This window comes from Nocardia sp. CA-119907 (assembly GCF_050955995.1).
Lineage (GTDB): Bacteria > Actinomycetota > Actinomycetes > Mycobacteriales > Mycobacteriaceae > Nocardia.
This window is the reverse complement of the sequence record NZ_CP192091.1, coordinates 413,849-435,405: the sequence shown is the minus strand read 5'-3', so window position 1 is coordinate 435,405 and position 21,557 is coordinate 413,849. Positions and strand designations below refer to the sequence as shown.

The following is a 21,557-nucleotide window of genomic DNA, read 5'->3' as shown; positions in this document are numbered from 1 at the left end:
AGCCTCCTCAGCTCGTACGGCAATTCGGGCACAGTCCCCAGAAGACGACCTCTGCCTCGTCGATGACGAACCCGTTGGCGTCCTCGGGTTCCAGACAGGGGGCGCTGCCCACGACACAGTCGATGTCCACGACCGTGCCGCAGCTTCGGCACACCAGATGGTGATGGTTGTCCCCGGTCCGGGTCTCGTAGCGCGCGGGCGAACCGGCTGGCTCGATGCGCCGCAGGATTCCGGCATGTACGCAGGCCCGAAGCACGTCGTAGACGGCCTGCGTGGATACCGCACCCAATTTCTCCCGGACGGCGGCGGCCACTCGATCGGCCTCCGAATGCGGTCGGGCCGCGACCGCGTTCAGCACCGCGACCCGCGCGGCCGTGACCCGCAGGCCGGCCGCGCGCAGCTGTGCCTGCGGATCGGTGGCGTTGATGTGCATGGAACCGATGGTTATCGCTTTTCTGGAATAAGTCAAGAAAATGATCATCTAAAGATTAGTAGTAGCGGCGCGCGCTGTCCCAGTCCTCGGCCAGCCGGGCGACATGGGCGAGGCCGCGCAGGGCATCGCCCTCGATCTTCGGGTGGTTGATCTGACGTGCGGTGCGCAGTGCGTCGGTGTAGTTCTGCCGGGCGGTGCCGTTATCGCCGAGCCGCCGGACGACTTCGGCATGTCCCCACAGCGCCGATGCCGCGCGGGCGCGGTCGCCGACACCGATGGCAATGGCCCATGACCTCGTGAAATGCTCCGTGGCGGCCGCGTAATTGCAGGCCAGCCGTTCGACGTGGCCCAGGCCATTGCGGGCATCGCATTCGGCGGGCGGATAGTCGATATCGCAGGCCATCCGCAGCGCCTTGGTGTAAAAACGTTCGGCGTCACCGTGATCGCCGATGAGCCAGGCGGTTTGGCCGAGTTCGCACAGCGCCTCGGCCTGACACCGCGGATCACCCACCGCCACCGCGATCCGGCGGGCCAAACGGAATCCGGTGCGGGCCGCACCATAGAAGCCACCGATCTGATCGATCCGCCCCAGTTCCAGCAGTGCGTACGCTTCGGCGCGCTGATCGCCGATATGGCGGGCGGCCTGGCGCGCGCGGTCGTAGCGCCGATGGGCGTCCGACCACCACCGATGAGACCCGACCCTGCACATGTCCGACGACGCGTTCGTGCAGTTCGTCCTTCGGAATGTCGCGGCCGGTGAAATACGGGACCTCGGTGGGCAATTCGCCGCTGGCCGCGATTCCGGATCGACCATTCGAACGCTTGGCCCAGGCTTGGCACAGTTCGAGTTGTTCTCTGGCGGGCATGAATTCGAGATCGGCCGCATCGACCAGCTGGTCCCAGGTGGTTCCGTAGATGATCGGGTGAAGTCATCGGCATGCCGCCACGCCGTGCGCGGGCGGCAGCCGCGCTGGCGCAACTCGATCGCCATCGGTTCGAGCAGCTGCTTATCGGTCAGCCCGAGCGCGATCAGTCGTTCCCGCAGCGCGCGGCGATCGTCCGCGCCGAATCCGTTGCCATCTCGCATCGCCAATTACCTCCGAGCGAAATTCCCCCCGGCGCGGTAATTCCCGACGCACCGCCCGCAGGCGAACCTGGCCCCTGCGCCGGAAAATCGGGGCGACGTTGCGATATTTCCTGGGTACCAGCGCTGTTTCGGCAGGTCAAGGGGTACTCGAGGCCGAAGAAATACGCAGGTCGGCTGGGATCGCGACACACCGGATCGCATTGCCACCATGGAAGTACTCGACGCGGACATTCGGTGTCGACACGAAGGAAGGGGGAACCGGCGATGTTCATCATGGTCGGTCCATTGGCCATCGGAATTCCGATCGGCGGAAGCATTGCCCTGCGTCTGGGGTACGCGATCACGGTGCTGGTCACTGTGGCGATAGCGGTATTGCTGTTCATCATGGGCAGTGGTGTGGGCGCGGTGACGCCAGCACAGGATGCGCCACTGGGGGTTCCGACGAGCAGCACCGCACCCGTCGCCTGCCAGATGTTCTGCACGCCGAGGGAGGCGCCGCGATCCGGGGACGTGCAGCTGGGTGCGGCGACACCGTAACGAGCAGGTGGTTCAGCGCGGGCAGTTCGAGGCGACGCGGCGGACTGCGGTGCGACCTCGGACGCCGTCGCGGCGAAGGCCGGTATCAACGCCGACGGGCTGCGCGCCACCGTCGTCGAACACAATGCCGCCATCGAGAACAATGCGCCCGATCCGGTCGGCAAGCCCGCGGAGTTCACCGACCGGCAGGCGTTTCGCGAGTTCTACGCTGGCGAATTCGATTGCACCGCAGTCGGATTCGAATCAGGATCCGCGCTCGGGTTGATCCGGCCGAGCGCGGGTCCTGCACCGCTCATCTATTGTGATCTAGTTCACATTCGATGACGCGGAATAAGTCGGGACGGTGGGTGGTTGATCAGCACTGTCGGCGTCCGGACAGCCCCGGGCCTCACCCCATTTGTCGCTTCGAGCGACCACTCGCCGAGAGGCGCTTGTGGGACGTCGGCACCGGAGTCGTGACGCTGGCGTGGCGTCCGTTGACTCAGCGCCGCCAGGTGACCCCTGTTCCTGGCGGCGTTTCACATTTCCTGGGCGGCCCGATTCGTGGTTCGCGGTGCGGTGGCCGATGATGCAGGCATGGCAACGCACGGCGATGCGCTCCAGCGCAGGCTCGGGCTCACCGATTCGGTGATCATCGGGCTCGGATCGATGGTCGGCGCTGGCATCTTCGCGGCGCTCGCTCCCGCGGCGGCAGCGGCGGGCAGTTGGCTGCTGCTCGCGTTGGCGGTTGCCGCGCTGCTGGCGTATTGCAATGCGACATCCTCGGCGCGGCTGGCGGCGCGGTATCCCGTGTCCGGCGGCACCTATGTGTACGGCCGCGAGCGCTTGGGTGCGTTCTGGGGATATCTCGCCGGGTGGGGGTTCGTCGCGGGCAAGACCGCCTCGTGTGCGGCAATGGCGCTGACGGTCGGCGGATACGCGTGGCCGGAGCATTCGCGGGTCGTCGCGGTCGCGGCGGTGGTCGCGATCACCGCGATCAACTACACCGGGGTGCAGAAATCGGCGCTGGCCACCCGGATAATCGTCGTGGCAGTGCTGGCCGTGCTCGCGGTGGTGGTCGGGGTGGGACTGTTCGGAAGCCATTCCGCCGCAACGGCTCTGCCGGACCGGATCGGGCCGCGCGGGGTATTGCAGGCGGCGGGATTGCTGTTCTTCGCCTTCGCGGGATATGCCCGCATCGCCACCCTGGGCGAGGAGGTGCGCGACCCCAGGCGCACGATTCCGCGCGCCATCATGGTCGCGCTCGGGCTCGCACTCGCGGTATACGCGCTGGTTGCGGTGGCGGCGCTGGCGGTACTCGGGTCCGCGGGTCTCGCGCACGCGATCGACCCGCTGGCCAGGGTCGTCTCGACTGCCGGAGTGCCGGGCCTGGCACCGGTTATCCGGATCGGCGCGGTGCTCGCGGCCGCCGGATCGCTGCTCGCACTGATTCTCGGGGTCTCGCGCACAGTGCTCGCGATGGCGCGCGACCGTCATCTGCCGGGCGCGCTGGCCGCGGTGCATCCCCGCTTCGGCGTCCCGCATCGGGCGGAATTGGCGGTCGGCGCGGTGGTTGCGGCAGTGGCCGGAACCTTCGATCTGCGTGCGGCCATCGGCTTTTCATCGTTCACGGTGCTCGTGTATTACCTGATCGCCAATGTCTCGGCCGCGACATTGACTGCGGCGGAGGATCGTCCGGCACGCTGGGTACCGATCGCCGGTGCGGCCGGATGCGTGGTCGTCGGGCTGTCCCTACCCATCGGCTCCGTACTGTCCGGGCTCGCAACCCTCGCCATAGGCAGCTGTTGGTACGCCGCACGCAGTCGTTGCGCACGCGACTGAAGCGCCGCGAGAGGAGCTAATTCCCGGCACCGTCATTCGGACCGGCAGTGCCCTCGACGTGACGAAATTCGGCGATGGTGTCACCCGAGGACGCGACTCGGCCCACGTCATTCACGGCACATGGTTGGGGCAGCGGCCGATGTCGCACTGTATGCCCGCCGAAAGGGAGCATCAGCGGGAACCCAGGCCGGCCGAAAGGAATCGCCGTTCGGACCATCCGTGCCCTCAGGCATAGCGGACATCTGCGATGGTGGCACCCCGAGACACGGCTCGGCTCGCGCGATCTCGCGGCACTCGGGTGTGGGAGTAGCTGAGGTCGCACTGTATGACCGTCGGAGGCGGGCGTTGGGAATGCGGTGGGGGCGGGAGGCAATCGCCAGCGCATCCGCCTGTTGCGCGATGTGGCAGGGGTTGGCGCGATAGCCTCATATGCATGGGGCGCATCCACGGATTCCTGGCCGGAATTGCGGCGATATCGCTGGTGGCGGGGGGTGTTTTCGCGGGCGGGGCGCGGGCGGAGACGGATTCTCAGGTGACGTGCGGGGTGTCGTCCGGGCGGGAGTTCGAGCGGGCGGCGCCCGAGCAGGTCGGGTTGGATTCGGAGCTGGTGGCGCAGGCAATGGCATTCGCGGCTGGGCGCAATCGGCTGAATGTGCAGGTCTTCCGGCACAATTGCCTGGTCGGTGAGGGGCCGACCAATGAGCAGACCGGGAATGTCGCCTGGAATATCTGGAGCGCCACCAAGAGCATTGTTTCGCTGCTCGCCGGAATTGCGTGGGATCAGGGCAAACTGGATCTCGAGGCGCCGATCGGCCAGTATCTGCCGCCGGGGCTCGGCGATGAGCAGCATCGGTCGATCACCGTGCAGAATCTGCTCACCGAGACCTCCGGGATGAAGGTGGGCGTGCTCACCGAGGGCATCACCGGGGTGATTCCGGTCGATCCGAATAGTGCGGTACAGGCGCTCGGAGTGCCGCTGGACCATCCGCCGGGTGCGGTATTCAGCTACAGCCAGCGCAATGTCGATCTGCTCTCGTATGTCATCGAGTTGGCCGTCGGTGAGCCGTTGCAGCAGTTCGCGCAGCGTGAGCTTTTCGATCCGCTCGGCATCGAACGCGGGGACTACTACTGGGCGCGCGATCGCGCCGGGCACACCTACGGATACGCCCATCTGCTGATCCCCCCGAACGATTTCGCCAAACTCGGCCTGCTGGTGAGCAATAACGGACGCTGGGGCACACAGCAACTCGTCTCCCAGACGTATCTGCGCAAGGCGCACCAGCCGTCGCCGACGAACAAGTGCTACGGCTATCTGTTCTGGGTCGGGCCAGGATGCGCGGAGACCCCCGACTTCCTGCCCACCGATGTGTACACGATGGCCGGACTCGGCATGCAGAACGTCTTCATCGTGCCGAGTCTGGATTTGACGGTGGTGTGGACCGGCGTCTTCGGAAATGTCAGCAGTGAGGGCATTTTGGGGACCGTGCAGGACACCGCGGAATTGCCGTATGAATTCTTCCGCCTATTGTTCGCGGCGTTCCAGGACCATCGGGTGCCCGATCCGGGTCCGTATGTGGAGCCGCCGCTGGTCCTGGATCCGAACCGATTCGTGGATACGAATATCCTGATCGCGGTCTTCGGCGTCGGACCGGCCGCATATCCCGGCTGCAATGTCTTCAGCTGCCTGAACTATCCATTGTCGCCGCCGTTCGCGGATACCGCGCCGGGCTGCGTCATTCTGTTCTGCCTCGGTCCGTATCCGCGCACTCCGGGAATCCGCTGAGTTACCCGCAGTGGGATGCCGTGGGCCGCGCTTTGCATGGTCCGCAGCCGAAGCAGGTCCATATGCGTCGACAGCGGCCTTCGGACGTGGCGCGATTCAGGGATTCCGCTGACGCACAGCGATTTCCGCGCATTTATCACAACCCGCAGCCGTCGGACGTCGAATGCTGTTCATGCTCCCGCCTTTCACCGCAGTGCGGGTGACGGCGCTTCAGCGGTCATACCGCGCGGAGATCGCTTCTCACGCTGCCGCGGCACGTCGAATATTGTTCATGATCTGATCTTTTCGACGCAGCGCGACGACGCGGGTGATGGTGCGCAGCGGCGGCGGCATTACCCGGTCGACAAGGCGGATCATCGCGGCGTAGCGGCGCAGCCACCGCTCGTCGCGCGCGGACCACTCGAGCCCGAGTCGGGCGCGCACCGACGGCGGCAGCACACCGGTGTTCACCCAGACCGCGAGCGGTCCGACGATGCGCCACATGACCAGCTTCCACAGCCAGGCCGGGATCGGCGCTGTCACCGGTGGGCGCGACATTGTTTCCAGCACATCGTCGACGGACGGATGGTGTTCGAGGCGTTCGTGCACGACCTGGTCGAACCATGTCTCGAAAGACGAAAGGTCTTTGGGAACAGCGCGTTGCGGGAGTCCGGCCAGCAGTGCGGTGTGCCGCCAGCCGTCGTAGAGGTCGGCGCGCTGCGCTTCGGTGAGACCGGATCCGAAACGGGTAGCGACGGTTTCGGTGGCCCAGTGCGCGGTGGCGAGGACGAAGAAGTAGGCCTCGGGTTCCCAGGCGTGATAGCGGCGACCAGCGTGGTCGACGCCGCCGATGCCCTTGTGCATGGCCCGGATGTCGCGGCCGTAGGCGGCGGTGTCGTCGCCGTAGAAGGCCAGGGCGAGGGTGGGCCAGTAGGACCGGTCGAAGCGGCCGATCGGATCGGTCTTGAAGATCGAGTGTTCGGCCACGCCCGAGCCGATTACCGGATGCGCGACCTGCAATAACAGCGCGCTCGGGGCGAGCATGATCAACCGCCAGTCCGCAGCGAGGCGGGCGGTCAGCGAGTCCTTGTGCAGGCCGGGTAGATCGGCGTGCGCCGCGGTCAGATCGGACGCGTCGGTGAGTCCGGTCATACCAACTCCTCAATTGGGAATCAATTGTCTCTCGAATAAACGCTAGATTCAGGAAACAAATGTGTCAAGATTGATGGATGGTTCAGGCTGCGCGCAGCTACGGCGGGATTTCGGCGGATCAACGTCGCGCGACGCGCCGTGAGCAGCTATTGGAGGCCGCATTCGAGGTGATGGCAACCGAGGGTGCGGGCGGGCTGACGATCCGAACGGTCGCCAAGGAGGCCGGACTGTCCACCCGGTTCGTCTACGAGAGTTTCACCGATCTCGACGATCTGATCGGAGCCGCGTTCGAACTGGCCTTCCGTCAGCTGTCCAACACGGTCGGCGAGGCGGCGGCGAGTGCCGCGCCGGATCGCCGGGCAACGGTCACCGCGGTCGTCGAAGCGCTGGTCGATTTCTTCCTGGCCGCGCCGGCCAAGGGAAAGATCCTGTCCACCAAGGCATATGGCCATCCAGCCGTGGCCGAGCGGCGACTGGCGCGCTCGGAGGACGTCTCACGCGCCTTCGGCGGGATCCTGTCGCGCCTGGTTCCCGATCGCGATCCCGACGATCCCGCCATCGACCTCACCGCCCGCTTCCTGGTCGGCGCGTTCGGCGACACCGTCACCGCCTGGATCCAGCAGGCCCTCCCCTACCCCCGCGACAAATTCGTACACGACAATGTCGAACTCTTCCTCGGCACCATCGCCGCCCTCGAGCGATTGTGAGGATTCACCCGCGCCACCATGGACGCTGCGCCCCACACACCAGTAGAGACCTGCTGCCGAATCACCGTTGTCGCACACGGGTTTTCGTCCCGCACACTCCGCGACTACTTCGCACACCGCAGACCTTGTGCGCGATAGGCACTCGGTATGCGGGAGCGGGGCTGCCCCAGGATCGGCACGCACGCCGGGCGGGCCGCATTCTCCACCATCCACTGTCCCGACAGCACCGCGCCACCCTTGTCGCACACAGCTTTTCGTCCCGCACATTCCGTGACTACTTCGCACACGGCAGACCTTGTGCGCGATAGGCACTCGGTATGCGGGAGCGGGGCTGACGCAGGATCGGCACGCGCGCCGGACCGGCTGCGTTCTCGAACATCCACCGGTATGCGGGGCGGGGTGACGCAGGATCGGCACACGTCCTTCGTATGGGGAACCAGGCGGTTTCAGCTGGACCCGGAGGTCCCCAGTTGCGGGAAGGGTAGCGGGGGTAGTTGGTTTGGCTAGCCTGGGAGCTCCGGCTGTGACGGGCCTGCCGTCACGCGAAGTCGAAGATTCCTGCGTCCTCGAAGGTTGCATGACTCGCATCACTCCGCCGCGGCCGGTCGACGTCACGGCTGTGTTCCCTGCTCTGCGCTGTTGGCGCGCACCGCGACCCGGCTGCACCCTCGCCCCGGAACCCCCTCGCCACAGGACAGTTCGGTCGGCGGGCCACTGCTGTGGCCGGCGTCGGAGCCGTGGCCGCACTGCGACGACCTCCATGAGGAGTGGTACACGTTTATGACGCTGGCGGACGCCAGGCTGGAGCGAAGGATCCTGACCGCCACCCGCGGCAGAGGAATGACCGCCGAGGAGCGGGAGACCTTTCCACCGGATCAACGAGGGTATCCCGATGCCCGACGGCCCGATCCGATGCTGCCGGTCGCGCGACTGTACGCGCGTGAAGTGCCCGGTTTGCGCCCGCCCGCAGGGGCGGACCTGCACACATCCGGCTGCTGCAATAGCCAGCCACACATCCACGACCGAACCGCCGAGATACGACCACCTCGCACATCGAGTGACTACCTCGCACACGGTAGAGAGCTTGTGCGAGGTAGTCACTGCTTATGCGGGAGATCAGCTCAGGGGGGTGAGCCAGGCGTGGTGGGTGTCGGTGTGGAGGGCGGCGGTGTGGCGTTTGCGGAGGGTTTGGGTGAGGGGGCCGGGGTGGCCGTTGGCGATGAGGCGGCCGTCTACCTCGGTGACGGGGGAGGTGCCGGATGAGGTGCCGGTGACGAAGACCTCGTCGGCGATGTAGAGCTCGGTGAGGTCGATGGTGCGCTCGACTACTGGGATGCCGTCTTCGGCGGCGAGGGTGAGGATGGTGCGGCGGTTGATGCCGTCGAGGATGTCGCAGGACACATCCGGGGTGATCAGAGTGCCATTGCGGACGAGGAAGATATTGGCGGCGCTGAGTTCGCAGACGTGGCCGTTGCCATCGAGGAAGATGCAGTCGTCGTAACCGCTGTCGATCGCGTCCTGTTTGGCGAGTACCGAATTGACGTACGCACCATTGACTTTCGCCCGCGATGGAATCGCATTGTCCGGAATGCGCCGCCACGGACTGGATTTCAGACGCATACCGTCCTGGGGCACGATCGGCACCGCCTCGTAGACGAAAATGCTGACCTGGATCGCGCACCCACGAACCCGGGTGCCAGGAATCGATTCGACGACATGCACTGTCGCACGGACGAATACATCCTCGGTCGGCGCATTGGCGGCGACCAGATCGATGACCGCGGTACGGAATCTCGTGAAGTCCCATTCGGCCGCGAACCGGTCGATGCCGATGATCTTGCAGGATTCCTCGAGTCGCCGGAAATGGTCGTCGAGTCGAAATGCGGTGCGCGCCGATCCATCCACATGCACCGGGAACACTGTGTACACGCTCAGGCCGTACAGCACTGCCGACGATGCGACAGCGACCGACGCCGCCCGCGCGTCAACGATCCGGTCCCCGAAGTACACCTGTGGATAAGGATTCGCCATCGGCGCAGGCTAGCAGTCGGAACCCGGGCGGTGCGACGGTATTTCCGCAGCGACCGCCCGATGCTGGTCAGTTCTCCACGAGTCGGGCGAGACGCGCCGCATCTATGAAGTCACAGAACAGTTCGACCTCCCCGCCCGGGACGCGAGACAGCGGCATTTCGGATCGCCCGGGGCGCTCGTCAGCCCTGCACGAGTCGGGCGAAACGCGCCGCATCCATGCGATCACAGAACAGTTCGACCTCCCGCCCAGGACGCGAGACAGCGGCATTTCGGATCGCCCGGGGCGCTCGTCAGCCCTGCACGAGTCGGGCGAAACGCGCCGCATCCATGCGATCACAGAACAGTTCGACCTCCCGCCCAGGACGCGAGACAGCGGCATTTCGGATCGCCCGGGGCGCTCGTCAGTTCTCCACGAGTCGGGCGAAGCGCGCGGTATCCATGTAGTCGCGGAACAGCGTGACCTTGCCGTCGCGCACCCGAATCACATTGACGGAGGTACGAACCCGCGCCCGCTCGGCACCGGGCATCGTCATATCGACCTCGTTCTCCACGAAAACCACCTCGGGATCAGCGGTTTCGTACACCTGCGGATAGATCCCGTGCACCTCGATCGCCGAGGTTCCGGACCAGCGCTGCGCCAGATGCGCCCGAATCTCCTCGCGACCGACCAGCCGGTTCGGCATTCCGGGGATGACGAAGGGGATCTCGAATACCGCATCCGGTGCCAGCAACTCGGCGAATGCGTCGGCATCGCGGGCAGGCAGCTCGCGGAACATCCGTTCGACCAGCTCACGCGGGCTTTCCACCGAAGTCTCGACCATGAATACACCTTCTTCAGTTAAGCGGAACGTTGACCCCGTTTATGATCCGGAACGACTGCCCCGCTTGTCAATGGTTTCGGTAAACTCGTCCCTCGTGACCGGGCGCAGCAAGAGAACCCACGACACCACGCCGCCGGTCGCGGCGAAATCGAGCGCCAGCGAGGTGCGGCTGTGACCGATCGCGAGGAACCGCGCCCACTGCGCGCCGACGCGCGCCGAAATCGCGACCGCGTGCTCGCCGCGGCGCAGGCGGCATTCGCCGAGGAAGGCATTTCGGTGCCGCTGGACGAAATCGCCCGCCGCGCGGGCGTCGGCGCGGGCACCGTCTATCGCCACTTCCCCACCAAGGAAGCCCTTTTCCAGGCCGCGATCGTGGATCGCGTCGAGCGCATGATCACCCACACCCGCGACCTGGCCACCGCCCCGGATCCCGGCCGCGCCTTCTTCGAATTCCTCGACAGCATGGTCACCGAAGGCGGCGTCAAACGCGACCTCGCCGACGCCGTCGGCGGCCACGACTCCCCGGGCTACCTCGCCCCGGTCCGCGACCTGAACGCCGCCATCGGCGAATTACTCACCCGCGCACAACAATCCGGTGCCGTACGAACCGATATGGACATCAACGACCTGATGCGCCTTTTGAAAGGCGCCTTCCTGGCCGCCCACGAGACCGGCGCCAGCAAGGAACAACGCCACCGCACCTTCGCCATCGTCTTCGACGGAATGCGCCCCCGCTAACCGGGCCGACACCCGCGTCCAACCAAAGATGTGCAACCTCCGCGCAGTCCGCCGTGGTGCCGCTGCGACTGGACTTGAACAGTTGGCATCGGACAGATCACTGCTCACAACGAAACCCCTTCGCTCCCGCGAGGTCGTCGCGGCCCGGCTGGGGACGCCCGCTATTGAAACCGGGTCGGCTCCGGCAGCGAGATGCCGACCGATCGGCCTCGCGTGGTGGAGTATGTCGGGCATGGGCAGCGACCAGCATCAACATTGGGAACAGACCTACCGGTCCCATCCCAGCATGTACGGCGAGCAGCCCTCCGAAGCCGCCGTCTACGCCAGCGGCGTGTTCCGCGCCGCCGGGGTGCGCGATGTTCTCGAACTGGGTGCCGGGCACGGGCGCGATGCGCTCTACCTGGCCCGATCCGGGTTCCGGGTCACCGCTACCGATTTCAGCACGGTCGGGTTGACCCAACTCCAGGCCGCTGCCGAAGCCATCGGCGTCACCAACCGGGTGCAGGCGGTGGAACACGATGCGCGCGAACCGATCCTCTTGCCCGACAACACATTCGACGGCGTGTTCGCCCACATGCTGCTGTGCATGAACCTGTCGACCGACGACATCCTCGCGCTGACCGCCGAAATCCGCCGAGTCCTGCGACCGGGAGGAACCTTCATCTACACTGTCCGCCACATCGGCGACGCCCATTACGGCAGCGGCATCGCATACGGCGACGACATCTACGAACATGGTGGATTCGCCGTCCACTTCTTCACCCGAGCCCTGGTCGACCAGGTCGCCGAAGGATGGAACCTGGTCCAGATCCACTCCTTCGAGGAAGGCGAATTGCCCCGCCGCCTGTGGCGAATCACCCAAACCCTGCCAACACAATCCCGCACTGCGAGCCTCATCGACCCCGCTGAGTACGGCACAGGACGCGACGCGTTGTGATCTTCGGCGCGCCGAATGCCGAAAGGGCCGCTCGGATCTCGCGATCGGAACGGCCGGTTCGGTCAGAGGTCAGCGCTGGGCCAACAGAACTTCGGCGATTTGAATGGTGTTCAGGGCGGCACCCTTACGGAGGTTGTCGCCGGAGATGAACAGCGCGAGGCCGCGGCCATCGGGGACGCCCGGGTCCCGGCGGATACGGCCGACGAGCGAGTCGTCCTTGCCTGCAGCGGCCAAGGGGGTGGGCACGTCGGTGAGCTGAACGCCGGGGGCCTTGGCGAGGATTTCCTTGGCGCGCTCGACCGAAATCGGTTCGGCGAATTCGGCATTCACCGACAGCGAGTGGCCGGTGAAGACCGGGACGCGCACGCAGGTGCCGCTGACCAGCAGGTCGGGCAGGCCGAGGATCTTGCGGCTCTCATTGCGCAGCTTCTGGTCTTCGTCGGTTTCGAAGGAACCGTCGTCGACCAGCGAACCGGCGAGCGGGATCACGTCGAAGGCGATCGGCGCGACGTACTTGTTCGGGGCCGGGAACTGCACCGCACTGCCGTCGTGCACCAGCTTTTCGGCATCGTCGACCACGGCGCGCACCTGCGAGGACAGCTCCTCGACACCGGCCAGGCCGCTGCCGGAGACCGCCTGGTAGCTCGAAATAACCAGGCGCTGCAGTCCGGCCACATCGTGCAGCGGCTTGAGCACCGGCATCGCGGCCATGGTGGTGCAGTTCGGGTTGGCGATGATGCCCTTGACCAGACTGCGGGTCTGCTCCGGATTCACCTCGCTGACGACCAGCGGAACCTCGGGATCTTTGCGCCAAGCCGACGAGTTATCGATCACGGTGACACCGGCCGCCGCGAAACGCGGGGCCTGCACCCGGGACATGGTGGCGCCCGCGGAGAACAGCGCGATGTCCAGGCCGGCGGGATCGGCGGTCTCGGTGTCCTCGACCACGATCTCGCCGCCGCGCCACGGCAGGGTCTTACCCGCCGAGCGGGCCGAGGCGAAGAAACGCACCTCATCGGCCGGGAAGTTGCGCTCCTCCAGCAGTTTTCGCATGACGGCGCCGACCTGTCCGGTCGCGCCGACGACTCCTACCCGTACGCCCATGGCTTAACGTCCTGTTCCCGCGTGGACGACGGCGACCTCGTCGCCGCCCAGATCGAAGGCCTTGTGCAGCACCTGCACGGCCTCGTCCAATTCGGTGTCCTTCACCAGCACCGAGATCCGGATCTCGGAGGTGGAGATGAGATCGATGTTCACACCCGCGTGCGCCAGCGCCTCACAGAAGGTGGCGGTGACGCCCGGATGGCTCTTCATACCCGCACCGACCAGCGAGACCTTGCCGATGTGGTCGTCGTAGAGCACCTGCGAGAAGCCGATCTCGTCCTGACGCTTGGTCAGCATCTCCACCGCACGCGCGCCCTCGGTCTTGGGCAGGGTGAAGGTGATGTCGGTCTTGCCCGTCTCGATCTTGGAGATGTTCTGCAGGACCATATCGATATTGATCTCCGCGTCGGCGATCGCGCGGAACACCTTGGCGGCGTAGCCCGGTTCGTCCGGGAGTCCGACCACGGTCACCTTGGCCTCGCTGCGGTCGTGCGCGACGCCCGTGAGGATTGCTTGCTCCAAGGGGATATCCTCCATCGATCCATAGACGTAGGTGCCGGGCTTGTCGGTATACGACGAGCGCACATGCACCGGAACGTTGTAGCGGCGCGCGTATTCCACGCAGCGCAGCATGAGTACCTTCGCGCCGCAGGCCGCGAGCTCGAGCATCTCCTCATAGGAGACCTGCTCCAACTGCTGGGCGTCGGGCACGATCCGCGGGTCGGCGGTGAAGACGCCGTCCACATCGGTGTAGATCTCGCAGACGTCGGCGTGCAGCGCCGCGGCCAGCGCGACCGCGGTGGTGTCGGAACCGCCGCGGCCCAGCGTGGTGACGTCGCGGCTGTCCTGGCTGACGCCCTGGAATCCGGCGACCAGCACGACCAACCCCTGGTCCAGCGCGGTGCGGACCCGGCCGGGGGTGACATCGATGATCTTGGCGTTACCGTGCGATCCGGTGGTGATCACACCCGCCTGCGAGCCGGTGAACGAGCGGGCCTCGGCACCGAGCGAGTGGATGGCCATGGCGACCAGCGCGTTGGAGATGCGCTCGCCGGAGGTGAGCAACATATCCATTTCGCGGGCGGGCGGCGCCGGCGCCACCTGCTGGGCCAGATCGAGCAGTTCGTCGGTGGTATCGCCCATGGCCGAGCAGACGACCACCACATCGTGGCCCTGCTTCTTCGTTTCGACGATCCGTTCAGCGACGCGCCGGATGCGCTCGGCGGTTGCCACCGAGGATCCTCCGTACTTCTGAACCACGAGAGCCACGACAGGGTCCTCCAAGATCGGCAAACAGCTGCTAACAGCTCTCAAGAGTACCGGCCGAGGTCGACCTAATTTGCTGGTACCTCCCGGCTCGGCAGCGTCGAGGGGGCCTGACGCGAGTCGATCTTGATGCCGATCGCTGCCATGAGCGGGTGCGTTTTCGTGTTCTGGAACGCGGCGATCAGCCACTCGCCGTGCTCGCGAACGACGACCGTCGTCTGCACCTTCATGGCGCGGCGGGTGCGGCGCTGCCGAGGCTCGAGCATCCAGCCCCGGCCGTGCACGAGCGCCACATCCGGGGCGAGAAACCGCAACTGGGTGATCTCGCCTTCCAGGTGGGTGTTCTTCAGGTATTTCGCGAACAGCGGGGTGTGCGAATCGCGGATGGCCGCGCGTCCCTTGAAATGGGTGCCGATCCAGGTGACGTAGTCGGCGGCGGGCGTGAACACCGTCGCGTACGCCTCGGCATCGCCCGCCGCCCACGCCGCGTTCTGACGTTCGAACAACGCGAGGATCGCGGCCTCATTGTCAAGGGATGCCCGAACGCGCGGATTTGGCGACGGCACTGACCATCGCGGCCCAGCAGAGCGCCAATGACGGCGTGATGATGCATCAGGCGGCATGCCGATCGGCTCGGCATGCACGTGACCGATCTGCGCTGCCTGAACATGCTCCGACTCGGCGGACCCGCCACGGCCGGTGAACTCGCGACCCGCACCGGACTGACCACCGGCGCCGTCACCCGGATGATCGACCGGCTGCTGAAGGCCGGATATGTGCGGCGCGAACACGACGACAAGGACCGCCGGCGTGTCGTCATCACCGCGGTCCGGGAGCGCATCGATGAGATCGCGCCGCACTACGAGGTGCTGGCCAGGGAATTCGGTGCCGCGATGGCCGAATACACCCCTGAGCAGCTCGAGCTCGTCCTCAATGTGTTCCAGCGGCTGCACGAGACCGCGGTGCGCGTCACGGCCCTGCTGCGCGACACCGAATCCGGATAACTCGACCGCCACATCCCAGGAGGACGATGGACGCCATGAAGAGCACGGTGATCGAGGTGACCACGGGACGATCCGAAGTCGTATACGACCTCACCCCGCAGTGTGCGTCTTTCGCGCGGGACACGGGCGCGGACGGACTCCTGCACATCTTCGTACCGCACGCCACGGCCGGAATCGCCATCATGGAACTCGGTGCGCGCAGCGATGAAGATCTGCTCGCCGCACTGCGCGACCTGCTGCCCGCCGACGATCGCTGGCGGCACGCGCACGGCTCGCGCGGGCACGGACGCTCCCATGTGATGCCCGCGCTGATCCCGCCCTACGCCACCGTTCCGGTCATCAACGGTGCGCTGGCATTGGGCACCTGGCAGTCGATCGCGCTGGTCGATCTGAATGTCGACAATCCGGATCGGCAGGTGCGCCTGTCGTTTCTGCGTGGCTAACCGGAGCCGGGTGCGAGCCGGGCGAGTTCGGTGCGATTGGCGATCCCGAGCTTGGTCGTAGACATGGGCCAGATGCGTTTTGACGGTGCCGCGGCTGATGAACAGACGCGCGGCGATCTGCGGATTGGTCAGGCCGGAGACCGCGAGTTCGACCACGGAACGTTCGGTGGGCGTGAGGCTTTCCCAGCCTGAATCGGGACGATTGCGCAGCCGAGCACCAGACCGTGTTCATCTCGAATGCGCAAGGCATCGTGGTGCATTCGCATCCTCCTGCCAACGCCCCTCACGCCGACACCAGACCATCGCATCGGCGGGCCGTCCGGAATCGAGTTCGAGCAGGGCGTGCACCCGCTCCCAGCCGGGGACGAACGGCGGCGTCTCGGCACCGTCGACGAGTCGATCCAGCGGTGCGAGCGCGGCGGCCGCGGATCTGCCTGCCCGCACGCTGTGCCCCGAACTCGTCGGCGGTGGCGCGCGGCTGTTCGAGGACGGTATGCCCGCGACCAGCTGGTCGCTGACCGATCTGTCCACCACCGACTCCGGTGCGATCGTCCTGGTCTACGACCGGATCGGCGCGGGCGAGCGGTGAGCCGCGGCCCGGACCCGTGGCGGCGCGCTGCCGCCACGGGTGGGTCTCAGGCCCTGGTCAGCCAGGTGACCTGCGTGCCGTTGCCGAACTCCGTGCGTTTGGTCGGCGCGAACAGCGTCGGATCGAATTCACCTGCGAACGCGGGGGTTCCGCTACCGGCGACCACCGGATAGCTCTTGATGACGAGCTCATCGATCTCGCCGAGCAGTTGCGCGGCGAGTTTGCCACCACCCGCGAGCCAGATGTCCAGGCCGTCCTCCTGCTTCAGGCGACGGACCAGACCGACCGGATCGCTGTCGACCAGTTCGACCGTCGGATCGTCGATACGGCCGAGGGAGCTCGACACGATGTGCTGCCGCATATGGGCGTACGGGCTGGTCACGCCGATGGCGAGGGCCGGGGCGTAGGTGCCCCGGCCCATTACCAAGGTGTCGAACTTCCGATTCGGAGCATCGACCGCCAGCCCGATATGCGGGCGCACATGGGTGGGCAGTGTCTCCGGGTACTCGGCTTTCATCCAGTCCCACATGTCATCGCCAACCGGATAGAAAGTGATGTCATCGCCGGGACCCGCGATGTAGCCGTCGAGGGACATGCCGACGAAGTAGACAAGTTTTCGCATACCGATACCTCCTCTTTCGTGCCGCTGGATGGTCAGACCCGGGAGAACCAGGTGACCTGGGTGCCGTTGCCGAAGTCCCGGCGCTGGGTCGGTGTGAACAGGGTGGGGTCGAACGCGCCCGAGAAGGCGGAGATGCCGCCACCCGCGACGACCGGATAGCTCTTGATGATCATCTCGTCGAGCTCGCCGAGCAGCACCCCCGCCAGCTTGCCGCCGCCACACAGCCAGATATCGCCGCCTTCTTCCTTTTTCAATCCCCGCACCAGACCGACCGGATCGCTCGCGACCACCTCGACCTTCGGATCGTCGATCGGTCCGAGGGTGCTGGAGATGACGTACTGCCGCATATGCGCATAGGGGCTGGTGACGCCCTCCGACAGCGCGGGCTCATAGCTCGCCCGCCCCATCAGGACGGTGTCGAAGCGCCTGGTCGGTGCATCCACCGCCAGCCCGAAGTGCGGCCGCGCGGGGCTCGGCACGAAGTCCGGGTACTGCTCGTTGATCCAGGTCGCCATCTCGGCGTCCGTCGGATAGAAGTCGTACTCCCCCGCCGGACCCGCGATGTAGCCGTCGAGCGAAACGGCCACATAGTAAACAAGCTTTCGCATATCAAAACCGCCTGATCCGTTGTACTCTGTATGTAGTGATTTGAAGGTAGTACTACGGATGGAGTGGTGTCAAGTGCGGACAAATCCGGAGCGACGGCAGGCGCTGCTCGACGCGGCGCTCGAGGTACTGGCCAAGGAGGGGGCGCGTGGGCTCACCTTCCGGGCGGTCGACAAGGAGGCCGCGGTGCCCGCAGGTACGGCGTCGAACTACTTCGCCAACCGCGACGACCTGCTCACCCAGGCGGGCGGCCGATTCTATGAACGCTTGGCGCCGAGCGCGGCGACCATGGCCGAACTCAGCACCGGCCCGAAGACGCGCGCGCATATCACCGACCTGATGCGGGAGCTGGTCGGCCGCATCGAGGCGTTCCGCACCGGCTACCTGGCCATGCTCGAGCTGCGCCTGGAGGCGACCCGGCGACCGGAGCTGCGCGCGGTCATGACCGAGGCGGTGCGCGCGGATCTGGATTTCAATGTGCGCAACCACCTCGATGCCGGAATGCCGGGCGACGAGAAGTCGGTGATTCTGCTCTATCTGGCACTGAATTGGCTGATCGTGGACCGGCTCACACTGCCGGGGATCTTCACCGAGGAGCACAGTCAGGAGCTGATCGAAGCGGCGGTCGATCGACTCATCGGAAGCGAGTGAAACGCCGCGTTATCCGGCGGACCCTTGTGATGCACGTCACCACCATTCGATAATGGGGCCATGATGGCGAATGTCGGAGACCGGCTCCTCGTGCACGGACACGTTGTGGGACAGGGCGATCGCCATGGCGAAATCGTCGAAGTCCGGGGGCCCGAGGGAGCGCCGCCCTACGTGGTGCGATTCGACGACGGGCATGAATCGCTCGTCTACCCGGGCCCGGACGCGATTATCGAACCCGCGATGCCCTGAGCCGCGCAGCCCGAGGGCCCGCTAGCGGCGGGCCCGTTCTTTGCTGCGCAGCCGCACCCAGGCCGGAAGCCCGCGATCGGCGCCCGACCGACCGTCGCGATCACCGCGTCGACGTCGACAGCCGGATGCCGGTCAACTTTCCGTCCCGGCGGACGAATACCCCGACCGGTCCGATGGCAAGTCCTCTGGACCCGGCGATTTCGCCGTTTGATCGAATATGAATCGGAACACGTTCTCGCAGTTCATAATCGATCGTGATCGCCCCGAGATATGCAGCGGGAACCGCCCCTGTGGTTCCGAGCACCGGAACCTCGGTTGACTTGCGAATGTGTCGCTGGGCACAATTTGCCGATGTAGTTGGGCGGGGGCGGAGGTATGGAATGCGTACAAAGACCGATATCCGTTTCGTCGTCGACGCCGATCCCGAGCAGGTAATGGATGCATTGGCCGCGGTAGAGATGCTCCCGGAGTGGTCGACCTCCTACACCGACGCGCGAGTCGCGAGCCGCGATGACGAGCTACGCCCGCGCCGGGTATTCGTCAAAGCGGAGCTGATGGGCAGCTCGGATCTACAGGTGCTCGAGTACGAATGGACCGATATCCGGTCCTCCTGGGAGGTCACCGACAGCACGCGTGGCGTCAAGGGCGGTGGCTGGTTCGAGGTCACCGAGGGCGCCGAGGGCACCGACGTCTGGTACCACGTGGAGCTCTACGTCCCGATCCCCATTCCGGGCATGCTGGTGAGCCGGACCATGCGCCGCTCGAACGAAACCGTCGTGCAGAACTTCATCGAGTTCGCCGAGGGCTTCACCGAGAACGAGAACTTCCAGGCCGTGTAGCCGAACCCTTTCGAGCAACCGGCGAGCGGTGCACCTGTCGTATTCGGATGCGACTATGGGCACCATGATCGGTTCCAAACGGGCGCGACTTCTGCCAACGGCCGAGGATGCGTCGGTCACTCAGCTCGAGTTGTTCTTCGACCTCGTGCTCGTCTTCGCCTTCACCATGGTCACCGACCTGGCCGCACACGACACCAGCGCCAAGAACATGGTGCGCGCGGGGCTGGTACTCGCCGTCATGTGGTGGCTGTGGATCGCCTACTCCTGGCTGGGCAATGTGATACGCGCGGACGAGGGCATCGCCCGGGTCGCCATGTTCGTCGCGATGGGCGGCGGCTTCCTGGCCGCGCTCACCATTCCGGAGGCCTTCCACGATCTGTCCGGCGGATGGTTCGGGCCGCTGGTCTTCGCGATCGCGTATCTGATCGTGCGCCTGGTGCACCTGGGCATGTTCCTGCTGGCCAGCGCCGAGGATTCGCAACTGCGCAACCAGGTTCTGAAGTGGAGCCTGGGTTCGATCACCATCGGCACGTCCCTGCTCGTCATCGCCGCCATGACCACCGGAACCGTGCAGATCGTGCTGTGGATCGCGGCGATCGCCGGGGATATGGGCTGGACTCTGCTGGCGGGCGAGGATTGGCGGGTGAATTCGCCCAGCCACTTCTCCGAGCGCTACGGGCTGATCGTCATTGTGGCGCTCGGCGAATCGATCGTCTCGATCGGCATCGGCGTTGCCGGACTGCCGATTTCGTGGCCGATCGCGGTCGGATCGATGCTGGGGCTGGCGGTATCGGGTCTGCTGTGGTGGGCGTACTTCGATGTGGCGGCACTGGCGGTGGAGCACGAGTTGCAGCGTGCCGAGGGCGAGCGACAGATCAAGATCGCCCGAAACTGCTACACGTTCTGGCATTTCCCGATGATCGCCGGGATCATCTTGCTCTCGCTCGGGCTGAAGAAGGTGCTCTACTACGTCGCCGACGAATCGGCGCACACCTTGCACGACGCGCTCTACGGCATCCCACTGTTCTCGCTGTACGGCGGTGTAGTCCTGTATCTGATCGCATTGGTCGGATTCAAGCACTACGCGACCCGCAGTGTCACGGTGCCGCGACTGGTGGCCGCGGTGGTGCTGCTCGCGCTGATCCCGGCGGCCTGCGTGCTGCCCGCGCTGGCGTCACTGGCACTGCTGTGCGGTGTGCTGTTGCTGCTGATCGTTTGGGAGACAATGCGTTACGCGCAGCCGCGCGATGAGATCAGGCACGCGACACACGGCTGAGCTGGTGCCGCACGCCGGCGTCGGGCGGCGTCGGGCCGTGGTTGGAGGGCTCGACGCGCACCCCGGCGTGCACCGCGTCCCGGATCTGATCCACGTTCTCGCGGATCACGTCCGAGACCAGTTCGTCGGTGCGCGGATCGGCAAGCACCTGGAACACGATGCGAAATGTGGTGTCGGCGACGAGCCGGATGATCTCGTCGTGGAACGGGATATAGCGGACCCGACCGGCCTGCGGATCGTTCTTGATGAGTTCGAGGATCATCTCGTCCATTTCGGCGCGGTTCTCCTCCAGCGCCGCCGCGATATTGCGGGTGTAGTGGCCCGCCCGCAGCACCTGCGCGACCTCGTCCAATATGGCGATGGTCATGGGGCGCTTGATGACATCGACGATGGTCGTCACGAACCGGTTCACCACCGCCGCGGTCACCCGCTCGCCGAGCGCCCGATCGGCCACCCGACCGACGCGGACCGCGATCACCACGATCCGCAGTAACCGGAATCCACGGAAGAACGGGCTGGTCACCGGAATCATGCCGAGCACTTCGTACCAGTAGATGAACGGGAACGTCCACGGCCAGCCCGCACGCCGCCAGCGCCAGAGGAATTCGGCGGCGAAGATGGCGCACACCGAATAGTCGATGACCACGATCACCCGGTAGGTGTGCGCGGTGACGTCGAAGAAGGTGACCCAGGTGACCAGCGCGACCGAGACGATGGCCAGCGCCAACATCACCAGGTCCGACCACAGCGCGGGTGGTTTGCGTGGAAAGTCCAGCTTCGGCGCTTCGTCGAGGCCGTACCGGTTCGGCCTGGTTGGAGTTGCCACGTGAGGATCCCTTCGACGCCGAACGGTCCCGCCGACAGTAATACGCCCCGCGCCGG

Annotated in this window: 24 protein-coding genes; 12 read left to right on the top strand and 12 right to left on the bottom strand. The window is 65.8% G+C overall.

Translation table 11 applies throughout. The features are described 5' to 3' along the window. Positions 1-7: 7 nt before the first annotated feature. Both ACQP2D_RS01995 and ACQP2D_RS01990 read right to left on the bottom strand, forming a co-directional pair. A complete protein-coding gene (locus ACQP2D_RS01995) occupies positions 8-433 on the bottom strand; it encodes a Fur family transcriptional regulator (protein ID WP_433682031.1) in 426 nt (141 codons plus the stop codon). Positions 434-488: 55 nt separating this feature from the next. Further along, positions 489-1,142, bottom strand: coding sequence for a tetratricopeptide repeat protein (locus ACQP2D_RS01990; RefSeq protein ID WP_433682030.1), 654 nt, complete (start codon positions 1,140-1,142; stop codon positions 489-491). 642 nt (positions 1,143-1,784) lie between these two features. On the opposite strand from ACQP2D_RS01990, the gene ACQP2D_RS01985 reads away from it, so the two are divergent. From ACQP2D_RS01985 to ACQP2D_RS01975, 3 genes are all read left to right on the top strand, one after another. After that, on the top strand, positions 1,785-2,057 hold the full coding sequence (locus ACQP2D_RS01985; protein ID WP_433682029.1) for a hypothetical protein: 273 nt from the start codon (positions 1,785-1,787) through the stop codon (positions 2,055-2,057). A gap of 576 nt (positions 2,058-2,633) precedes the next feature. After that, positions 2,634-3,878 carry an APC family permease gene (locus ACQP2D_RS01980; RefSeq protein ID WP_433682028.1) on the top strand — a complete coding sequence of 415 codons (1,245 nt, stop codon included), beginning with the start codon at positions 2,634-2,636 and terminating at the stop codon, positions 3,876-3,878. 433 nt (positions 3,879-4,311) lie between these two features. Continuing rightward, entirely contained in the window at positions 4,312-5,661 is a 1,350-nt protein-coding gene (locus ACQP2D_RS01975) for a serine hydrolase domain-containing protein (RefSeq protein ID WP_433682027.1), read from the top strand. Between the two features lie 240 nt (positions 5,662-5,901). On the opposite strand, the gene ACQP2D_RS01970 is transcribed toward ACQP2D_RS01975, so the two are convergent. Next, entirely contained in the window at positions 5,902-6,792 is an 891-nt protein-coding gene (locus tag ACQP2D_RS01970; protein WP_433682026.1) for an oxygenase MpaB family protein, read from the bottom strand. 77 nt (positions 6,793-6,869) lie between these two features. On the opposite strand from ACQP2D_RS01970, the gene ACQP2D_RS01965 reads away from it, so the two are divergent. Next, on the top strand, positions 6,870-7,499 hold the full coding sequence (locus ACQP2D_RS01965; RefSeq protein WP_433682025.1) for a TetR/AcrR family transcriptional regulator: 630 nt from the start codon (positions 6,870-6,872) through the stop codon (positions 7,497-7,499). A 1,116-nt stretch (positions 7,500-8,615) separates the two neighbouring features. Here ACQP2D_RS01965 and ACQP2D_RS01960 read toward each other — a convergent pair. Continuing rightward, positions 8,616-9,530, bottom strand: a complete 915-nt coding sequence (locus ACQP2D_RS01960) for an aminotransferase class IV (RefSeq protein WP_433682024.1) — start codon at positions 9,528-9,530, stop codon at positions 8,616-8,618. A 401-nt stretch (positions 9,531-9,931) separates the two neighbouring features. Beyond that, positions 9,932-10,351, bottom strand: a complete 420-nt coding sequence (locus ACQP2D_RS01955) for a nuclear transport factor 2 family protein (RefSeq protein WP_433682023.1) — start codon at positions 10,349-10,351, stop codon at positions 9,932-9,934. Positions 10,352-10,522: 171 nt separating this feature from the next. Here ACQP2D_RS01955 and ACQP2D_RS01950 point away from each other — a divergent pair, with 171 nt between their 5' ends. Then, a complete protein-coding gene (locus ACQP2D_RS01950) occupies positions 10,523-11,089 on the top strand; it encodes a TetR/AcrR family transcriptional regulator (protein WP_433682022.1) in 567 nt (188 codons plus the stop codon). Between the two features lie 232 nt (positions 11,090-11,321). Beyond that, positions 11,322-12,026, top strand: coding sequence for a class I SAM-dependent methyltransferase (locus tag ACQP2D_RS01945; protein ID WP_433682021.1), 705 nt, complete (start codon positions 11,322-11,324; stop codon positions 12,024-12,026). 69 nt (positions 12,027-12,095) lie between these two features. On the opposite strand, the gene ACQP2D_RS01940 is transcribed toward ACQP2D_RS01945, so the two are convergent. From ACQP2D_RS01940 to ACQP2D_RS01930, 3 genes are all read right to left on the bottom strand, one after another. Beyond that, entirely contained in the window at positions 12,096-13,130 is a 1,035-nt protein-coding gene (locus ACQP2D_RS01940; protein ID WP_433682020.1) for an aspartate-semialdehyde dehydrogenase, read from the bottom strand. Between the two features lie 3 nt (positions 13,131-13,133). Then, a complete protein-coding gene (locus ACQP2D_RS01935) occupies positions 13,134-14,399 on the bottom strand; it encodes an aspartate kinase (RefSeq protein ID WP_433682019.1) in 1,266 nt (421 codons plus the stop codon). 65 nt (positions 14,400-14,464) lie between these two features. Further along, positions 14,465-15,040, bottom strand: coding sequence for an SgcJ/EcaC family oxidoreductase (locus tag ACQP2D_RS01930; protein ID WP_433682018.1), 576 nt, complete (start codon positions 15,038-15,040; stop codon positions 14,465-14,467). Between ACQP2D_RS01930 and ACQP2D_RS01925 the strand changes: the two genes are divergently transcribed. Beyond that, positions 15,035-15,400, top strand: a complete 366-nt coding sequence (locus tag ACQP2D_RS01925; protein ID WP_433682017.1) for a MarR family winged helix-turn-helix transcriptional regulator — start codon at positions 15,035-15,037, stop codon at positions 15,398-15,400. The two genes, ACQP2D_RS01930 and ACQP2D_RS01925, sit on opposite strands and share 6 nt — an antisense overlap. Positions 15,401-15,435: 35 nt before the next feature. After that, a complete protein-coding gene (locus ACQP2D_RS01920) occupies positions 15,436-15,843 on the top strand; it encodes a secondary thiamine-phosphate synthase enzyme YjbQ (protein WP_433682016.1) in 408 nt (135 codons plus the stop codon). 228 nt (positions 15,844-16,071) lie between these two features. Here the strand turns inward: ACQP2D_RS01920 and ACQP2D_RS01915 are convergent, their stop codons facing one another. From ACQP2D_RS01915 to ACQP2D_RS01905, 3 genes are all read right to left on the bottom strand, one after another. Then, positions 16,072-16,287, bottom strand: coding sequence for a hypothetical protein (locus ACQP2D_RS01915; protein WP_433682015.1), 216 nt, complete (start codon positions 16,285-16,287; stop codon positions 16,072-16,074). 191 nt (positions 16,288-16,478) lie between these two features. Next, positions 16,479-17,054 carry a dihydrofolate reductase family protein gene (locus ACQP2D_RS01910; protein WP_433682014.1) on the bottom strand — a complete coding sequence of 192 codons (576 nt, stop codon included), beginning with the start codon at positions 17,052-17,054 and terminating at the stop codon, positions 16,479-16,481. Between the two features lie 32 nt (positions 17,055-17,086). Further along, positions 17,087-17,662 (bottom strand): dihydrofolate reductase family protein, encoded by a 576-nt coding sequence (locus tag ACQP2D_RS01905; RefSeq protein WP_433682013.1) that lies wholly within the window; start codon positions 17,660-17,662, stop codon positions 17,087-17,089. A 58-nt stretch (positions 17,663-17,720) separates the two neighbouring features. Here ACQP2D_RS01905 and ACQP2D_RS01900 point away from each other — a divergent pair, with 58 nt between their 5' ends. The 4 genes from ACQP2D_RS01900 (at position 17,721) to ACQP2D_RS01885 (ending at position 20,675) form a co-directional block, all read left to right on the top strand. Further along, positions 17,721-18,311: a TetR/AcrR family transcriptional regulator gene (locus ACQP2D_RS01900; protein ID WP_433682012.1), complete on the top strand. Its 591-nt coding sequence runs from the start codon at positions 17,721-17,723 to the stop codon at positions 18,309-18,311. Between the two features lie 60 nt (positions 18,312-18,371). Continuing rightward, positions 18,372-18,560, top strand: coding sequence for a DUF1918 domain-containing protein (locus ACQP2D_RS01895; RefSeq protein WP_354954598.1), 189 nt, complete (start codon positions 18,372-18,374; stop codon positions 18,558-18,560). Between the two features lie 380 nt (positions 18,561-18,940). Then, positions 18,941-19,399 carry an SRPBCC family protein gene (locus tag ACQP2D_RS01890; protein ID WP_433682011.1) on the top strand — a complete coding sequence of 153 codons (459 nt, stop codon included), beginning with the start codon at positions 18,941-18,943 and terminating at the stop codon, positions 19,397-19,399. Between the two features lie 64 nt (positions 19,400-19,463). Further along, entirely contained in the window at positions 19,464-20,675 is a 1,212-nt protein-coding gene (locus ACQP2D_RS01885; protein ID WP_433682010.1) for a low temperature requirement protein A, read from the top strand. Here ACQP2D_RS01885 and ACQP2D_RS01880 read toward each other — a convergent pair. Then, positions 20,653-21,501, bottom strand: a complete 849-nt coding sequence (locus tag ACQP2D_RS01880) for an ion transporter (RefSeq protein WP_433682009.1) — start codon at positions 21,499-21,501, stop codon at positions 20,653-20,655. The two genes, ACQP2D_RS01885 and ACQP2D_RS01880, sit on opposite strands and share 23 nt — an antisense overlap. Positions 21,502-21,557: the final 56 nt, after the last annotated feature.

What these genes read in the sequence shown, in the direction of transcription:
- ACQP2D_RS01925 (WP_433682017.1), top strand. Translation starts at nt 15,035, where the DNA reads ATGCACGTGACCGATCTGCGCTGCCTGAACATGCTCCGACTCGGCGGA.
- ACQP2D_RS01945 (WP_433682021.1), top strand. Translation starts at nt 11,322, where the DNA reads ATGGGCAGCGACCAGCATCAACATTGGGAACAGACCTACCGGTCCCAT.
- ACQP2D_RS01995 (WP_433682031.1), bottom strand. Translation starts at nt 433, where the DNA reads ATGCACATCAACGCCACCGATCCGCAGGCACAGCTGCGCGCGGCCGGC.
- ACQP2D_RS01980 (WP_433682028.1), top strand. Translation starts at nt 2,634, where the DNA reads ATGGCAACGCACGGCGATGCGCTCCAGCGCAGGCTCGGGCTCACCGAT.
- ACQP2D_RS01890 (WP_433682011.1), top strand. Translation starts at nt 18,941, where the DNA reads ATGCGTACAAAGACCGATATCCGTTTCGTCGTCGACGCCGATCCCGAG.
- ACQP2D_RS01900 (WP_433682012.1), top strand. Translation starts at nt 17,721, where the DNA reads ATGGAGTGGTGTCAAGTGCGGACAAATCCGGAGCGACGGCAGGCGCTG.
- ACQP2D_RS01895 (WP_354954598.1), top strand. Translation starts at nt 18,372, where the DNA reads ATGATGGCGAATGTCGGAGACCGGCTCCTCGTGCACGGACACGTTGTG.
- ACQP2D_RS01910 (WP_433682014.1), bottom strand. Translation starts at nt 17,054, where the DNA reads ATGCGAAAACTTGTCTACTTCGTCGGCATGTCCCTCGACGGCTACATC.
- ACQP2D_RS01985 (WP_433682029.1), top strand. Translation starts at nt 1,785, where the DNA reads ATGTTCATCATGGTCGGTCCATTGGCCATCGGAATTCCGATCGGCGGA.
- ACQP2D_RS01965 (WP_433682025.1), top strand. Translation starts at nt 6,870, where the DNA reads ATGGTTCAGGCTGCGCGCAGCTACGGCGGGATTTCGGCGGATCAACGT.
- ACQP2D_RS01975 (WP_433682027.1), top strand. Translation starts at nt 4,312, where the DNA reads ATGGGGCGCATCCACGGATTCCTGGCCGGAATTGCGGCGATATCGCTG.
- ACQP2D_RS01885 (WP_433682010.1), top strand. Translation starts at nt 19,464, where the DNA reads ATGATCGGTTCCAAACGGGCGCGACTTCTGCCAACGGCCGAGGATGCG.
- ACQP2D_RS01990 (WP_433682030.1), bottom strand. Translation starts at nt 1,142, where the DNA reads ATGTGCAGGGTCGGGTCTCATCGGTGGTGGTCGGACGCCCATCGGCGC.
- ACQP2D_RS01960 (WP_433682024.1), bottom strand. Translation starts at nt 9,530, where the DNA reads ATGGCGAATCCTTATCCACAGGTGTACTTCGGGGACCGGATCGTTGAC.
- ACQP2D_RS01955 (WP_433682023.1), bottom strand. Translation starts at nt 10,351, where the DNA reads ATGGTCGAGACTTCGGTGGAAAGCCCGCGTGAGCTGGTCGAACGGATG.
- ACQP2D_RS01905 (WP_433682013.1), bottom strand. Translation starts at nt 17,662, where the DNA reads ATGCGAAAGCTTGTTTACTATGTGGCCGTTTCGCTCGACGGCTACATC.
- ACQP2D_RS01940 (WP_433682020.1), bottom strand. Translation starts at nt 13,130, where the DNA reads ATGGGCGTACGGGTAGGAGTCGTCGGCGCGACCGGACAGGTCGGCGCC.
- ACQP2D_RS01970 (WP_433682026.1), bottom strand. Translation starts at nt 6,792, where the DNA reads ATGACCGGACTCACCGACGCGTCCGATCTGACCGCGGCGCACGCCGAT.
- ACQP2D_RS01920 (WP_433682016.1), top strand. Translation starts at nt 15,436, where the DNA reads ATGAAGAGCACGGTGATCGAGGTGACCACGGGACGATCCGAAGTCGTA.